The organism is Mesorhizobium sp. WSM1343 (assembly GCF_055901535.1).
On record NZ_CM148370.1, the window covers coordinates 2,708,509 to 2,723,542 of the forward strand.

The 15,034-nt window shown below is 60.3% G+C and carries 13 protein-coding genes; 6 read left to right on the forward strand and 7 right to left on the reverse strand.

All coding sequences use genetic code 11. The features are described 5' to 3' along the window. Position 1: 1 nt before the first annotated feature. On the reverse strand, positions 2-253 hold the full coding sequence (locus tag AC0NIL_RS13030) for a hypothetical protein (RefSeq protein WP_024502332.1): 252 nt from the start codon (positions 251-253) through the stop codon (positions 2-4). 247 nt (positions 254-500) lie between these two features. Between AC0NIL_RS13030 and hisS the strand changes: the two genes are divergently transcribed. The 5 genes from hisS to AC0NIL_RS13055 all read left to right on the forward strand — a co-directional run bounded on the left by hisS (position 501) and on the right by AC0NIL_RS13055 (position 7,157). Beyond that, positions 501-2,003, forward strand: a complete 1,503-nt coding sequence (gene hisS, locus AC0NIL_RS13035) for a histidine--tRNA ligase (RefSeq protein WP_473572355.1) — start codon at positions 501-503, stop codon at positions 2,001-2,003. A 60-nt stretch (positions 2,004-2,063) separates the two neighbouring features. Continuing rightward, entirely contained in the window at positions 2,064-3,185 is a 1,122-nt protein-coding gene (locus AC0NIL_RS13040) for an ATP phosphoribosyltransferase regulatory subunit (RefSeq protein WP_027160985.1), read from the forward strand. Further along, on the forward strand, positions 3,182-3,880 hold the full coding sequence (hisG, locus tag AC0NIL_RS13045; RefSeq protein ID WP_275953932.1) for an ATP phosphoribosyltransferase: 699 nt from the start codon (positions 3,182-3,184) through the stop codon (positions 3,878-3,880). Before AC0NIL_RS13040 ends, hisG begins: the two co-directional genes overlap by 4 nt. A 331-nt stretch (positions 3,881-4,211) precedes the next feature. After that, entirely contained in the window at positions 4,212-5,984 is a 1,773-nt protein-coding gene (locus AC0NIL_RS13050; protein WP_275953931.1) for an AMP-binding protein, read from the forward strand. Between the two features lie 69 nt (positions 5,985-6,053). After that, a complete protein-coding gene (locus tag AC0NIL_RS13055) occupies positions 6,054-7,157 on the forward strand; it encodes a calcium:cation antiporter (RefSeq protein ID WP_275953930.1) in 1,104 nt (367 codons plus the stop codon). A gap of 199 nt (positions 7,158-7,356) precedes the next feature. Here AC0NIL_RS13055 and AC0NIL_RS13060 read toward each other — a convergent pair whose 3' ends face one another. From AC0NIL_RS13060 to AC0NIL_RS13085, 6 genes are all read right to left on the reverse strand, one after another. Beyond that, a complete protein-coding gene (locus AC0NIL_RS13060) occupies positions 7,357-8,763 on the reverse strand; it encodes a M24 family metallopeptidase (protein WP_275953929.1) in 1,407 nt (468 codons plus the stop codon). Between the two features lie 33 nt (positions 8,764-8,796). After that, entirely contained in the window at positions 8,797-9,684 is an 888-nt protein-coding gene (locus tag AC0NIL_RS13065) for an ABC transporter substrate-binding protein (RefSeq protein WP_275953928.1), read from the reverse strand. 33 nt (positions 9,685-9,717) lie between these two features. Next, positions 9,718-10,542, reverse strand: a complete 825-nt coding sequence (locus tag AC0NIL_RS13070; protein ID WP_473572351.1) for an ABC transporter permease — start codon at positions 10,540-10,542, stop codon at positions 9,718-9,720. Continuing rightward, entirely contained in the window at positions 10,539-11,558 is a 1,020-nt protein-coding gene (locus AC0NIL_RS13075; RefSeq protein ID WP_275953926.1) for an ABC transporter permease, read from the reverse strand. Before AC0NIL_RS13075 ends, AC0NIL_RS13070 begins: the two co-directional genes overlap by 4 nt. Further along, entirely contained in the window at positions 11,555-12,616 is a 1,062-nt protein-coding gene (locus tag AC0NIL_RS13080) for an ABC transporter ATP-binding protein (RefSeq protein WP_473572349.1), read from the reverse strand. Before AC0NIL_RS13080 ends, AC0NIL_RS13075 begins: the two co-directional genes overlap by 4 nt. 128 nt (positions 12,617-12,744) lie before the next feature. Further along, positions 12,745-13,881, reverse strand: a complete 1,137-nt coding sequence (locus AC0NIL_RS13085; protein WP_275953925.1) for an extracellular solute-binding protein — start codon at positions 13,879-13,881, stop codon at positions 12,745-12,747. Between the two features lie 331 nt (positions 13,882-14,212). Between AC0NIL_RS13085 and AC0NIL_RS13090 the strand changes: the two genes are divergently transcribed. Next, on the forward strand, positions 14,213-14,947 hold the full coding sequence (locus AC0NIL_RS13090) for an aspartate/glutamate racemase family protein (RefSeq protein ID WP_063172757.1): 735 nt from the start codon (positions 14,213-14,215) through the stop codon (positions 14,945-14,947). Positions 14,948-15,034 lie beyond the last annotated feature (87 nt).

The following is a 15,034-nucleotide window of genomic DNA, read 5'->3' on the forward strand; positions in this document are numbered from 1 at the left end:
CTCAGGTGCCGTTGGCGCTGGCCAGCACCAGGCCGGCGACGATCGCCACCACCGTGGCCAGGGTCGGATAGATCACCAGCAGGCCGGTCATCAACGCGTCGCGCATGGATGGTCCCTTGCCGGTGTCGGCGGGTACTTCGAACGGTCCGGCAGCCTGGCTGACCATTTTCGGGACGTTGATGTCGGCCGGGCGCAAGCGTGCGGACAATCCGGCATCGCTGTCGATGGCATGGAATCTTGCTGTGCTGGTCATGGCCGCGAACCCCTCATTCCCGCGCTTTATCGGCGGCGATTGTGTCGGCACGATGCCGCACGCATGGCGGGATTGTTTCATTTGCGGTCCGGATTGGTTTCAAGGAGGTGCGGCGTCGCCTTCTCTCATCGGCAGCGCCAGAGGTCTGACCCTTGCCGCATCCGACCTCTTCGGTTAGGACACCCGCGTTGCGAAAATCGCAACATTGCCGACCTGCAAGCATCATAAAACGCCGAGCAAACACCCCATGGCCGATAAATCGGAAAAGACGAAAGCGCGACTGCCGCGCGGCTTTGCCGACCGCAGCGCCGAGGACATCCGCGCCGTCGAGAAGATGATGGCGACGATCCGCTCGGTCTATGAGCTTTACGGCTTTGAGCCGGCCGACCAGCCGCTGATCGAATACACCGATGCGCTCGGAAAATTCCTCCCCGACCAGGACCGGCCGAACGAAGGCGTGTTCTCCTTCCAGGATGACGACGACCAGTGGCTGTCGCTGCGCTACGACCTGACCGCGCCGACGGCGCGTTATGTCGCCGAGAATTACGAGCGGCTGCCAAAACCTTACCGCAGCTATCGCTCAGGCTGGGTGTTCCGCAACGAGAAGCCCGGCCCCGGCCGCTTCCGCCAGTTCATGCAGTTCGATGCCGACACGATCGGCACGCCGGGTGTGGCCGCCGACGCCGAAATGGCCATGATGATGGCCGACGTCATGGAAGCGCTGGGCATCAAGCGCGGCGACTACGTCATCCGCGTCAACAACCGCAAGGTGCTGGATGGCGTGCTGGAGGCGATCGGCCTTGGCGGCGAGGAGAATGCCGGCCGCCGGCTGACGGTGCTGCGTGCGATCGACAAGCTCGACAAGCTCGGGCCGGAAGGCGTGAAGCTTTTGCTTGGCCCGGGCCGCTGGGACGGCGGCAAGGAGGGCGAAGGCGACTTCGCCAAGGGTGCCGGGTTGAACAACGGGCAAGCCGAGGCGGTTCTTCTCGCCACCGCGAGGACTATACAGTCCGGCCAGGATTCCATGGTCAGTTCGAACGCCATCTACCAGGAAGGCGTCGGCGAACTCGCGACCATTGAAGCGCTGGTCAGGGCGGCAGGATATGGCGAGGACCGTATTGCCATGGACCGCTCGGTCGTGCGCGGCCTCGAATACTACACCGGCCCTGTCTTCGAAGCCGAGCTTCTGGCCGAAATCCCCAACGAAGACGGCCAGATCGTGCGCTTCGGTTCGGTCGGTGGCGGCGGGCGCTATGATGGCCTCGTCTCGCGCTTCCGTGGCGAGCCGGTGCCGGCAACCGGTTTTTCCATCGGCGTCTCCAGGTTGATGACCGCGCTGAAGAACCTCGGCAAGCTCGATGCCTCGGACGTGATTGCGCCGGTCGTCGTGCTGGTGATGGACAAGGACACCGACAGCCTCGGCCGCTACCAGAAGATGGTGGCGGAGCTGCGCGCCGCCGGCATTCGGTCCGAAATGTATCTCGGCGGCGCCGGCATGAAGGCGCAGCTCAAATATGCCGACCGCCGCGGCTGTCCGGTCGCCATCATCCAGGGCGGCGACGAGCGCGCCAAGGGCGAGCTGCAGATCAAGGATTTGATCGAAGGCGCGCGCATGTCTGCCGAAATATCAGACAACGCCGAATGGCGCGCCGCACGCCCGGCGCAGGTGACGGTGGCGGAGGGCGAGCTGGTCGTCGAGGTGAGGAAGATATTGGCGGCGCAGGCTGAGGAGAGGGCGCGTGGCAAGTAGAGGCCGCGTTGGCGCCTCTGGTTTGGGACCAGAGGGTCGTGCAGCACTGAGGTCAGCAAGTTGACCTCCCGCACCCCCGCCATCTCCACCGACATCACCAACCTTTTCGCCACGCGCAACACGCATGCGGTCGAGGTCGCCATATTGCAGCCGGCGGACCCGTTCCTCGACATGGCCGGCGAGGATCTGCGCCGCCGGATTTTCCTGACCGAAAGCGAGACCGGCCAGACATTGTGCCTGCGGCCGGAATTCACCATCCCGGTCTGTCTCGACCACATCAGCTCGCAGGCCGGCACGCCGCGCCGTTATTCCTATCTGGGCGAGGTGTTTCGCCAGCGCCGCGAAGGCGGCAACGAGTTCTTCCAGGCCGGCATCGAGGATCTCGGCGACCGCGATACCGCGCAAGCGGATGCCCGCTCGGTGGCCGACGCGCATGCGCTGCTGTCGCTGGTGCTGCCTGGCCAGGCATTGGCGATCACGCTTGGCGACCAGACCATTTTCGAGGCGGTGCTGGCCGCCCTTGGGCTGCCGCGCGGCTGGCGCATGCGTCTTGCCCGCGCTTTCGGCTCGGCGCCGATGCTTGAGGCGGCACTCGCCGATCTCGCCAACCCGCCGCGCAACAGCCAGCTCTCAGGTCCGGTCGCCGCTCTGGTCCTCGACGGTGATCTGGACGGTCTTTCCGCCCATATCGCCAGCGGCATGGAAGAGGCCGGCCTGTCGGCGTCCGCCGGACGCTCGCCGTCCGACATTGCCCGGCGGCTGATCGAGAAAGCCGAATTGCGCAGCGTTCGGCTGTCGAGCGAGGCGTTTTCCGCGCTGAAGGATTTTCTGGCGATCGACGTTCCGCTTGATGGTGCGGCCCAGGCACTGGAGACCTTCGCCACCGGCGCAGGGCTGTCGCTCGATGTCGCGCTGGAAAAGTTCGCTGCCCGCGCCAAGGCGATCGAAGCGCATGGCTTGCCGGCCGATAAAATCCGCTACGACGCCGCGTTCGGCCGCCCGCTCGACTACTACACCGGCCTGGTTTTCGAAATCGCGGCGGACAATGGCGACCGGCCGCTGGTCGGCGGCGGCCGCTATGACCGGCTGCTGACCTTGCTTGGCGCCAAGACGCCGATCCCCGGCGTCGGCTTTTCCGTCTGGCTCGACCGCATCGAGGCATTGCGGGAGACGGCGCCATGATCACGCTGGCGATCCCGTCGAAAGGCCGCCTGAAAGAGCAGGCGCTGGACGTGCTGGCCAAAGCCGGGTTGGCCGTCAGCCTGCCCGGCGACGAGCGCAAATACCACGCCCGCGTCGAGGGCCTGGACGACGTCGAAGTGGTGTTCCTGTCGGCTTCCGAAATATCAGGCGAGATCGGCCAGGGTGCCGTCGATCTCGGCATCACCGGCGAGGACCTGGTGCGTGAAAACCTTGCCGACTGGGAGAGCCGCGCCGAAATCGTCGCCCGTCTCGGCTTCGGCCATGCCGATGTGGTGGTTGCCGTGCCGGACATCTGGCTCGACGTCGACAGCATGGCCGACCTCGACGACGTCGCCGCCGATTTTCGCCAGCGCCATGGCCGGCGGCTGCGCATCGCCACCAAATACTGGCGGCTGACCCAGCAATTCTTCTCGCAGAAGCACGGCATCCAGGTCTACCGCATCGTCGAGAGCCTGGGGGCCACCGAAGGTGCGCCGGCGGCGGGTCTGGCCGATGTCATCGTCGACATCACAACCACCGGCTCGACGCTGCGCGCCAATCATCTCAAGGTGCTGGGCGATGGCCTCGTCCTGCGCTCGCAGGCTTGTCTCGTGGCGTCCAGGAAGACACGGGCGGCGGCCGATGAAGCGGTCCTGCGCGACATCGCGGCGAAGATGGCGACTGCGGTCGGATAGCGGCGGGCCTTCGCCCGCTGCCCCTCAGGGCTCCGAACCGGCTTGAAAACCCTCACGGCGGCCGTCCCGCGGTGTCGGTAGCCTTGCGCCGGGGCCTTCCTGTATAGGAATTATTTCCTTGACTGGTGAGGGCAGCTATGCTACATTTTTGCCCATGGTGCTGATTTGCGCCAGTGACCGCCGCCCAGGCGGGTTTTTGCGTTTGATGTTCATCAACCAACGAAGGCCCCGAAGCGTCGTGGGCCGGATCGTTGCCCTGCCACGACTATCGGCGGGATTTTCACCACCCCCTCAGGCTGATAGGCTCGGCCAATCCCGGGAGGAGAGAGCGATGCCGGTCAATCTCGACGAGCTGAAGAATGCCAGCAATCTGCGCGGACGCGGAGCGCGAGCGGGCGGTGTCTTCGTCGCACCCGTCGATGGTAGGGCGCATGTCTCTGGCGAACGCAGCGTGCCGCTGCTCGACAAGACCATCCCCGCGCTGTTTTCCGACACGGTCAGCAAATACGGCACGCTCGACGCCGCCGTCTTCGTCGACCAGGACAAGCGCTTCACCTGGAGTGAACTTTCGGACACGGTGGATGCGCTGGCCGCCGGCTTCCTGGCACTGGGCTTGGCAAAGGGCGATCGCGTCGGCATCTGGTCGCCCAACCGCTGGGAATGGCTGGTGACGCAGTTCGCCACCGCCCGCATCGGCCTGATCCTGGTCAACATCAACCCGGCCTACCGGTTGACCGAGCTCGACTATGCGCTGAACAAGGTCGGCTGCAAGGCGCTGGTCACCGCTGCCAGGTTCAAGACGTCAGATTATCTCGGCATGATCGAGACGCTGGCACCCGAGATCGCCAAGGCCACGCCGGGCAAGCTCAAGGCACAAAAACTGCCGGCGTTGAAGATCGTCATCCGCATGGGTGACGAGAACTCGCCCGGCATGTTCAATTTCGGTGATGTGCTGGCCATGGCCGGGCGTGACGAGCATGACAGCCTCGACCGCATCTCGGAGAAGCTGAAGCCGGGCGAAGCCATCAACATCCAGTTCACCTCAGGCACCACGGGAGCCCCCAAGGGCGCGACGCTGACCCACGGCAACATCGTCAACAACGGCAACTTCGTCACTTCGGCGATCAAGCTGACCGCCGACGACCGGCTCTGCATACCAGTGCCGCTCTACCACTGCTTCGGCATGTCGATGGGCACGATGGGTTGCGTCTCGAAAGGCGCCACCATGGTTTTCCCGGGAGAAGGGTTCGACGCCGGCGCCACGCTGAAGGCGGTGGCTCAGGAACGCTGCACCGGGCTCTATGGCGTACCGACCATGTTCGTTGCTCTGCTGGATCATCCGGATTTTTCCGCCTTCGATCTCTCCAGCCTGCGCACCGGCATCATGGCCGGTTCGCCATGCCCGATCGAGGTGATGAAAAAGGTGGTGTCGCTGATGCATATGGAACAGGTGACCATCGCCTACGGCATGACCGAGACCAGCCCGGTGTCGTTCCAGAGCGGCGTCGACGACCCCCTGGAAAAGCGCGTCTCGACCGTCGGGCGCATCCACCCCCATGTCGAGGTCAAGGCGGTCGATGCCGATGGCGCTACAGTTGCGGTCGGCGTACCGGGTGAGCTTTGCACGCGCGGCTATTCGGTGATGAAGGGTTACTGGGACGACGACGACAAGACCCGCGAGGCGATCGACGCCGACGGCTGGATGCACACCGGCGACCTCGCCACCATCGACGCCGGGGGCTATTGCAACATCGTCGGTCGGGTCAAGGACATGGTCATCCGCGGCGGCGAGAACGTCTATCCCAGGGAGGTCGAGGAATTCCTCTACCGCCATCCAAAGGTCAAGGAGGTGCAGGTGTTCGGTATTCCCGACGCCAAATATGGCGAGGAGCTGTGCGCCTGGATCGTGCTCAAGCCCGGCCAGATCGCCACCGAGCAGGAGGTCAGAAACTTCTGCGCCGGCCAGATCGCCCATTACAAGATCCCCCGCCACATCCGCTTCCGCACCGAATTGCCGATGACGGTGACCGGCAAGCCGCAGAAGTTCCTGATGCGCGAGGCGATGGTGGAGGAACTGGGCTTGGTGACGCAGAAGACGGCGTGAACGGGTGAACGCTTCGATCTGTCGGTGCGCGAATGCAGCCACGGTTCGCAGCAGCGCGCAGGGGCTTGCATGAGCGGTTTCGGACGTTCGGTGACTTCATATGCGATGCCGCTGGCCGCCTTGGTCATGGCTGTCGCCGTCAGGGCAGGCGGGCTGTCGGCGGACGAAGGTTCGCTGGGCGTCAGGATACTCGTCGGAGCGCTTTCGAGTGCGATCATGTTCACCACCATTTTCGTGGTGCTCGACCACGCCGAGGCGGTGGCTCGGCGTGTAGGAGAGCCCTACGGCACATTGGTGCTGACTTTTGCCGTGACGGCAATCGAGGTGTCGATCATCGTTTCCATGATGCTGCATGGAGAGAACAACCCTACGCTTGCACGTGAGTCCGTCTTTTCAACGGTGATGATTGCATCTACCGGCGTCGTCGGCACGTGTCTCGCGCTTGGCGGCTGGCGCCATCGCAAGCAGGCAATTGTTCGACAAGGGACCAGCGCATATTTGGCGGTTCTGATCGCGCTGACCATCATGACGCTTATTCTGCCGACCTACACACAAGCTACGGGGCCGGGCACATTTTCGGCAGCTCAACTTGGCTTTGTGAGCGTGCTTTCGGTGCTGCTTTATGCAAGTTTTGTGTTCGCGCAGACTGTCCGCCACCGGGAAGACTTTGTCGAAGGGCAGGCCCACGGCGTTTCGCTGCGGACTGCTCCGCACGAAAGCGTCTTTGCCGGCGCATTGCTGCTTTTGATCGGCCTGATCGGCATTGTCATGCTCGCCGAGCAGGTCGCGGCAAGCGTCGAAGATACGCTCGTTGCCTACCAGGTGACCCAGGCTGACAGCATTGTGGGGGCAATGATCGCCGGGCTGGTGTTGATGCCGGAGGCCATTTCGGCGGTTCGCGCTTCACTCAACAATGAGCTGCAACGCGGTTTGAATGTCGCGATGGGTTCCGCTTGCGCCACAATCGGTTTGACAATACCGGCGGTCGCAGCCGCCAGCCTGCTGACGGGCAGAGGGTTAACCCTGGGGCTTCCAGCGACTGACACAGTGCTTTTGATTTTAGCGCTCTTCATATGCAATGTGAGCTTTAGTACTGAAAGAACAACATTCTTGACGGGTGCTGTCCATATCGTGGTATTTCTTACATATGTATTTCTTATATTTGTGCCATGAACTCTGGCTCAGGTTGGCGCTTGAGGGCTGGCTCGCGCTGCGGCTGGGCAATGGCCGACGTCGGCCGGGTCAAGGACATGGTCATCCGCGGCGGCGAGAACGTCTATCCTAGGGAGGCCCGAAAAATCGGAGGCTTTCGCATACGCTGTCAGCTTCAGGGGAACAACCATCGACCTGAGGGCAATCCCGGTCCCATATCTCAAACGGAGACTCTGTGGGTTTCAACCGGAGTGTATCGGGTTAGATTCTCCACGCCGGTCGATGTGACGACGAAGCAATCCCCCAGGTTGGCACCTGCGACCGAGGGCTCTAGCCACTGCGAGTGCAACACAAAGACCATTCCCGGTTCCAAGCGATCAAAATTGTTCGAAGATATGTTGTAAAGAGGCATGCCTGGCATAGAAACCTCGTGACCTAGGTTGGGGTTGTGCGGCCCCCTTTGCGCCGGATAGATATGGTCCAGGCGACGACCCTGACGTTCCCAGTCAGCATCCGGAACATACTGCCGCAGGATCTCCCTTGCCGACCCGTCTGGCATCGACTCCCAGTTGAAGGGCATCGTTCTAGCCTCTGCGTCAGGGAGATATCCGAGTTCTATGAATGGGGAGAACGAGGCCTCGTTGATATCGCGCAACAGAACACCAGGGCGAGCCATAGCGGTGGCGCGTCGAACGCCTTCCGCGCACATCTCCAGGACCTCCTCCTGCTTGGCGCTGATCTTGCCAACGGCAATCATCCGGGAGGATTGCGCGAAGTAGCCTCGATACGTGACATTTGAAACGTAAAGATTTATCAGATCGCCTGGAGCCACAATATGTCCGTAAGGTCGCCCGCAGTGGGTGCCAAACGGGTTGATACCAATCTGATAGCCGTCGCCCGTCTCTCCCCCTCGAGACAACTGCGCAAAGGTAAAGGCGGCATAGATTTCGTAGTCTGTCACCCCGGGCCGGATGACATGATACGCGGCCTGGATGCCGATATCGATGAGTTGCCCTGCTGCGCGAAACAGTTCGATCTCCCTGGGGGATCGAACACGCTGCATTCGGTCGACAATGCCGTTCTCGGCTGAGAACTCGACATCGGGACATGCGGCGCCCAGTTTTGCCCAGTAAGGCGCGGATGTGTGGTCGCCGATCAGCCCAATTCGTCCACTATCCAGTCCCATCTTGGCCAGGATGTCGCGAACCGAGGTCACTGCCTTCTGAATCGGCACCCCTGGCCTGTCCGCATATTCGCGGCCCCAGCAGCCGACCTGCCATATCTTGTCTACCAGCAGAGGTTCTCCAGCCGGCGGAAGCACGACCGAGTCACTGAAGAAGGATACGAGCTGCAGGCCCTTGTCGATATCGGTCGGAATGATCAGAAGGCCTTCGCGCGACCAATCGCAGATGTAGCGCAAATACGAGTTCGAGGTGTGATACCAGCCGACATCGTCGGTATGGACGATGAGCGCGTCATACTCACCAACGACCGCCGCACGCCGGATGCGTCGCAACCGGTCGACGAATTCAGCTTCAGGCAAGGGATCGACGGGTATGAAATCGAAACTCGGCTCGAACCCCTCGAGCAGCTTTTCTGTCCTGTTTGAAAATGCATAATGTCCCATCGATCCCTCAGACGCTTGGCACGTGAAACAGCATCAGATGCTGATGGTGTCGATGATGTCGTTGTAGGCGACCGGCGCATCGATGAGCCCGTACGCGGCAATCATACCCTGATAGCGCATGAACGGTTCGCGCCTCACCGACATATCGGCGGACCAAGTTTGGTGTGAGCGCATTCGCTGCACTGCTGCGGTTAAAACGGGGATCGGTATGGTTTGAAAATCAGGAGAGATCAGGTTCGCGATTTCCTCCGGCGTATGCGCGCCGATCCACTCGCTGGCTTCGGATAGCGCACGAACGAAACTGGTCAGTTCCGTCCTGTTTCCTGCCAGGAACCGGGGGGTCGTGTAGTAAACGCTCCAAGGCACCTCCCCGGCAACCACCGATAGGTCTGCGGCCAGGTGGAACCCCTCCATGAGAAGCGCGTCGGCAAGCGGCGAATAGGTCAGATAGAAATCGGTAAAGCCACCCCGCCATAGCCGGGTTGTGGTGGCTTCATCGAGGTCGCGGATGAACTGAATACGGCTGAGATCGATACCACTTTCGCGCAGCACACCTTTTAAAAACATCCACTGACTCGTCGAGCCGGCGGGAAGAAGGACTTTCTTCTCGTAAAGATCGCTCCATTGGAAATTGAGATATGGCTCGCGCGCGATCAGTACTTGAGTGTTGAATCCGCAGAGTTGGGTGAAGATGCGCAACTCTTCCAGCCTGCCGCGATACATCAACGGAATCCACACGCCGCCCCGCGCGATGTCTGCCTTGCCCTCGGCCAACACATCGGCAAGCCACGAACCGCCCGGACCGGAATCGTAGTTTACCTCGATCGCAAGCCCCTGACGTTCGAACAGACCCAGATGCTCGGCAACGTGGTGAGGAACATATGTGAGGTGTTCTTCCGCGATCAGGCGAATGGTCTTCATTCTGGAACTCCTTGGGGTTCTGTGTGTCAGCAGCTATCGGCGCGAACTGGTTGCCTCGACGCGTCGGCTGGCGATTTCGTAACCAACGGCAATGAGCAGGGTCAGCGCGACAATCACCACGGCCAACGCACTGATTTCTGGAGTCAAGCCCACGCGTATGCGGCCGGCCAGTACGGTCGTGAGCGTTTTGTCGGCCAGGATGGTGAATGTCGTGGCGTTGAATTCCTCCACCGAAGACAACAGCGCGAGCACGGCCGATGAGGCAAGTGCCGGACGAAGGAACGGCAGTGTGATGCCAAAGAAAATCTGCAGTGGAGTTGCACCGAGATCCAGGGCGGCTTCCTCTTGGCTTCGGTCAAAGCGCTGCAGTCGAGCGAGAACAATCAGCATGCACAGGCTGGAGATGAAGGTGGTCTGCGCGATGACGCTGAGGAGCAGCCCGTTATAGAGATAGCTTAGCCCGGCCTGACGGGTGATCTCCCGCCAGAAGACCACGGTGGCAACCCCGGTAATGATCCCGGGCGTCAGCATTGGGGAAATAACGACGAGGTAGTAGATCGATCGGAATCTCGCCTGGAGCTGATTCATGACGATCGCCGCCGCGAGACCGATAGGCACTGACAGAGCCGTGACGGCGACGGCGATGATGATGCTGTTGCGCAACCCTTCCAGCAGATCGCTGCTGGTCGTGAGCTTGCGGAACCAAGCCAAGGTAAAACCCTCGATCGGCCAGGCTTGCGGATAGCTCGGAGTGTTGAAGGCCGAGAGGCCCATGACCGCCAGCGGCGACAAGAGCAGCAGCATGAACAATCCCAGGTAGATGCGGAAAGCTACGCGATGCATCGGTTCGGCTTTCATCGCGCGATCTGCCCTAGTCTCAGCCTGAACAGCCGCAGGGTCACCAGGACGAAAATCACGCAGCTCACCAGGAGAATGAACGCGTAGGCGGCACCTTGAGGCCAGTTCAGGGCCTGATAGAACCGGTTGTAGATGACGGGAGTGAACCACAAGGTCCGTGGGCCGCCGAGCACGAGCGGTGCCGCCAGTGATCCGACGCAGAACATGAATGTCAGCGAGCAGCCGGACGCAATTCCAGGCTTCGCATGCGGCATGGCGACGAATGCGTGAACATGCCACCACGGCGCGCCCAGATCCCTGGCAGCCTCTATCTGGCTCTTCTCCAGGCTCTCCAGCGCATTGTAGAGCGTGAACACCATCACCAGGATGCAGGAATAGCTGAGGCCCCAATACAGACCGACATTGTTGCCGATGAAATCCACCGGCTCCGTCAAAATACCGGTGCCGATCAGGACGTTGTTGACGATGCCGGAATTGGACAGCAGCAGGCGTATCGCGAATACGCGCAAAACCTCGTTCACCCAATATGGCAATATCAAAAAAGCAATGAGGCGGCGAAGCGTGCGCGGATACGCGGACTGCGCCATGAAATATGCAATCGGATAACAGAGTAAAAAATTGAATATGGTTATGCAAACGCTCGCGACAATAGTCGCGACATAGGCGTTAAGGTGTAGAAAATTGAACAAATCGGTGCTGCCTGGCGGCCCGAACAAGAAATACCGATAGTTATCCAAAGTATAATGATCATCCGGGCCGCCGGCCTGCCTGGGCGGCAGATTTGGGCGGAAAGACAAATCCACCATGGCAATCTGGGGAAAAATAATGGTGACGAATATCCATATGAAAGTGGCAAGGACCAGGTAGGTGGCGACAATGGCGCCGTTTCGCTCCAGGAATCCCTGGCCCCGCACCGTGCCCGACCGGCGGTCGTACCGGCTGCTGCCCAGGATCAGCAGGACCACCGTAGTCAGCGGCAGCAGAAAAATCACATACAGGACGACCTGGCTCCTCATGAGCCGCTCCCGTCGGCAGCCATGATTATCCCATCAGCCCGATCGAGGCCGACATGGATCCGTTCGCCCGCGACAGGCGCAAATGTCCTGCTCGTGGTCGCGCGCGCCAGCATGCGCTGGCCAGCGTCCGTTCTAAGCACTATTTGCGAGGTGCTTCCTTCGTAGGACACCTCGGTGACCTCCCCCGAGAAACTGAAATCACATGCTGAGTCTTGCAACCTCAGAGTCTCCGGCCGAATGAAGAACGCGGCCTGATCTCCTTGCCGCAGTGTTCCCGTGGTTCGACCCGCAAGATTCCCCAGTGGCGTCGCTATCACTGCCTCGGCGCCCGACACTTTTTTGACCCGCCCGTGGATCACATTGTTCTCGCCCACGAACGACGCGACGAAAGGGGTCTTCGGGTCGCAATAAACAGATCTGGCCGTTCCGACTTGTTCGATGCGACCGGCATTCATGACGGCGATGCGATCCGACATGGCCAACGCTTCGCCTTGATCGTGCGTTATGTAGATGAAGGTTATGCCGATCCGCTGCTGGATCGCTCGCAGTTCTGCCCGCATGTGCTGACGCAGTTTCAGATCCAGTGCCGAAAGCGGCTCGTCCAGCAAGAGGACCGACGGTTCCACCGCAAGAGCTCGTGCGATAGCCACACGCTGCTTCTGCCCTCCCGACAACTCGGCAATCATTTTCTTGCCCTGGCCAGGCAAGGAAACGAGATCGAGCAGGCGCTCGACGGCGGCATCTCGTGTCGGCCGGGGAACACCGCGAACACGTAGGCCATAACCGATGTTGTCGGCGACCGTCATCAAAGGAAACAAGGCCAGATTCTGAAAGATCAATGCGGTCGGCCGCTTGTTGGGACCGCCGCCTTTCATGTCCACCCCCCCGATCTTGATCTGTCCGACGGTCGGCTCCATGAAACCCGAAATGGTTCGCAGCAGGGTGGTTTTTCCACATCCCGAAGGCCCGAGGAAACTGAAGAACTCGCCGGATTCAATTTTCAGATTTGTGCGGTGGACTGCCACGAAATCGCCGAACCGGACCTCCAGTTCCGACAACTCGACAGATCCTCGTCCCGGTGCGGCATCGGACACGCCAGAAATGTGCAACACAGTCCCTCTGCTTTTGAGTCTAGCTGTAGTCAGGTTGCCGGCCCGCCCCGGGCCGATCAACCCGCCCTTGGTTGCTAGGCTGCCTTGAACTTTTCGGCGTACTCGTTGCGCGCCGCCCCATACCAGCCGGGCTCTTCCGGGCGGCTCCAAAGTTTCGACAAGGCATCTTCAGGATAGGCCTCGGCAAAACTCTTCTTGGTTTCGGCCGAAAGAAAAGCATCAGCTCCCTTCATGACACCATTATAGCCGGAACCCTCCGCCACCATGGCCGAGACCTCGGGCGTATAAAGGAATTTGAGAAACTCGTAGGCCTGTTCAACATTTTTGGACGCGGCGACCACGGACAGCCCGTCTATCCAGGATTGAGCCCCTTCCTGCGGAGCCATGTACTGAATTGGCTTGCCTTCCTTCTTCAATGAAAGTGCCGGCCCGTCCCACACTTGGCCGATGACGCATCCATTCTCCATGAAACCGGACTTGACCAAGTCGGACGTGTCGAAAAACTGCTTGATCTGCGCTTTGTGAGCGACGGCAAACTTCAGAATTTCATCGAAAATCTTCCTCATCGTCGGCTCGTCTTTGTAGCTGTCGAGCATACGATTTGACGGCAGCTTTCCCGATGCATCGAACCAAAGGCCAATTCCAAGCAGCAGCGTGTCCGGCTTGCCTTGCACTTTGCCGACATATTCTTCCCGCCACAGGGTACCGTAGCTCAGCGTCTTGTAGTCGAGCTTCGTCAGGTCGCTACGCCAACCGATGGCTTCCGTGCCCCAGCAATGCGGCAAGCTGAAAAGTCCTTCCGCAGACTGCCAGGCTTTCATTCCCTGCATTACGGCCGGCAAGATATCGTCGATGGGGATCTTGTTTGGGTCGATCGGCGCCAATACCCCAAGATCCTTGAACTGCGCAGCCCGATCGACCGTGGGTTGGCATAGATCGAAACCCTCACCCTCGGTCGCCATGAGCTTGTTCATCTGCTCCTCGTTGGACGAGAACGGCGTGATTTTGATCTCGATGCCGGTTGCGGCCGTGAACTTCTTGGTGACCGAGTCGGGCAACTCCTCGGCCCAACCGAGCACATTCACCTGACCGGACGATGCCCTTGCTCCGCGAATGAAGAGGGGCGAGGCCAATGCGGTGGCTCCCGCGGCGACAATCCCGTTCAATACGGTGCGTCGGCTCACCTGGTTCGCGGCCAGCAGGGTGGCCATAGTTGAGTTTGCGACAGGATCTCTGTTCATTGTTACCCTCTTTTGGTTGAAGCGATCTCGTTGGAGTCTGGATCGTATCGAACATTGTGAACAAAATTTTCCACTCACGTCAACAATCTTTTTCCACAATCGAGAAAAGGCGTGATCTACTGATAACGAAACGTAGGCCGGTGAAGAGGGCTCCGGGTAGGGAAATAGCCCAAAAAGCGATCCCAATCAGGCAACTCGCTTGACAGGCGGTACAATTGTTTACAATCTAGCATGAGATTGTATTCGATTTTCCCTTTCCGGCCGCACCTTCCGACGCATCCAAGTTTCCCTCGAAGGCACAATGAAAATTCTCATCATCAATCCGAACACGACAGCCTCGATGACGGCAACGATCGATATAGCGGCGCGACGGGCGGCGAGCGTGTCGACGACGATCGTGACCGTCAACCCGCAAGATGGGCCACCAAGTATCGAGGGTTATTATGATCAGGCCTTTGCCGTTCCCGGCCTCATCGGCGAGATTATTCGTCATCGCGGCACCGCCGATGCGGTGATCATTGGATGCTTCGACGATACCGGGCTCGATGCGGCGCGGTGCACGACCAGAGCACCGGTGCTGGGGATTGGCGAGGCCGCATTCCACATGGCCAGCCTGATTGCCGGGCGCTTTGGAGTTGTAACCACACTCCGGCAGTCCATTCCCTCGATCGAACAGAACCTCATCCGGTATGGACTATCGGTCCGTTGTACGGGCGTCCGGGCGTGTGATGTTCCTGTCCTGGAGCTGGAGCGTCCGAATTCCAACGCGCACGATCGCATTGCGAAGGAAATCAAGCGGTCGATTGACGAGGACGGGGCCGAGGCGATCATCTTGGGCTGCGCAGGAATGGCCGACCTTGCTCTGGCGCTTACCCACCAGGTGGGCGTTCCGGTTCTCGAAGGTGTATCTTGCGCTGTGCGGCTTTGCGAAGGTCTTGTCCATCTGGGCCTATTGACGGCCGTGCAAGGCGGATATCAACGACCTCGGCCCAAATCGTTCGCCGGGATGTTTTCTCCTTTCTCTCCGGTCGGCTAGCTCGGGCGTGGTGGAAGAACTGGTATTTCGGCATGCAAGATCTTACGTGCTACGCATGAATTGTGCACATCCCAGGCCATGATTGTG

Excerpts from the sequence above, each read along its gene's own strand:
- hisG (WP_275953932.1), top strand. The coding sequence starts at position 3,182 with ATGATCACGCTGGCGATCCCGTCGAAAGGCCGCCTGAAAGAGCAGGCG.
- hisS (WP_473572355.1), top strand. The coding sequence starts at position 501 with ATGGCCGATAAATCGGAAAAGACGAAAGCGCGACTGCCGCGCGGCTTT.
- AC0NIL_RS13075 (WP_275953926.1), bottom strand. The coding sequence starts at position 11,558 with ATGAGGAGCCAGGTCGTCCTGTATGTGATTTTTCTGCTGCCGCTGACT.
- AC0NIL_RS13055 (WP_275953930.1), top strand. The coding sequence starts at position 6,054 with ATGAGCGGTTTCGGACGTTCGGTGACTTCATATGCGATGCCGCTGGCC.
- AC0NIL_RS13065 (WP_275953928.1), bottom strand. The coding sequence starts at position 9,684 with ATGAAGACCATTCGCCTGATCGCGGAAGAACACCTCACATATGTTCCT.
- AC0NIL_RS13030 (WP_024502332.1), bottom strand. The coding sequence starts at position 253 with ATGACCAGCACAGCAAGATTCCATGCCATCGACAGCGATGCCGGATTG.
- AC0NIL_RS13090 (WP_063172757.1), top strand. The coding sequence starts at position 14,213 with ATGAAAATTCTCATCATCAATCCGAACACGACAGCCTCGATGACGGCA.
- AC0NIL_RS13070 (WP_473572351.1), bottom strand. The coding sequence starts at position 10,542 with ATGAAAGCCGAACCGATGCATCGCGTAGCTTTCCGCATCTACCTGGGA.
- AC0NIL_RS13085 (WP_275953925.1), bottom strand. The coding sequence starts at position 13,881 with ATGGCCACCCTGCTGGCCGCGAACCAGGTGAGCCGACGCACCGTATTG.
- AC0NIL_RS13060 (WP_275953929.1), bottom strand. The coding sequence starts at position 8,763 with ATGGGACATTATGCATTTTCAAACAGGACAGAAAAGCTGCTCGAGGGG.
- AC0NIL_RS13050 (WP_275953931.1), top strand. The coding sequence starts at position 4,212 with ATGCCGGTCAATCTCGACGAGCTGAAGAATGCCAGCAATCTGCGCGGA.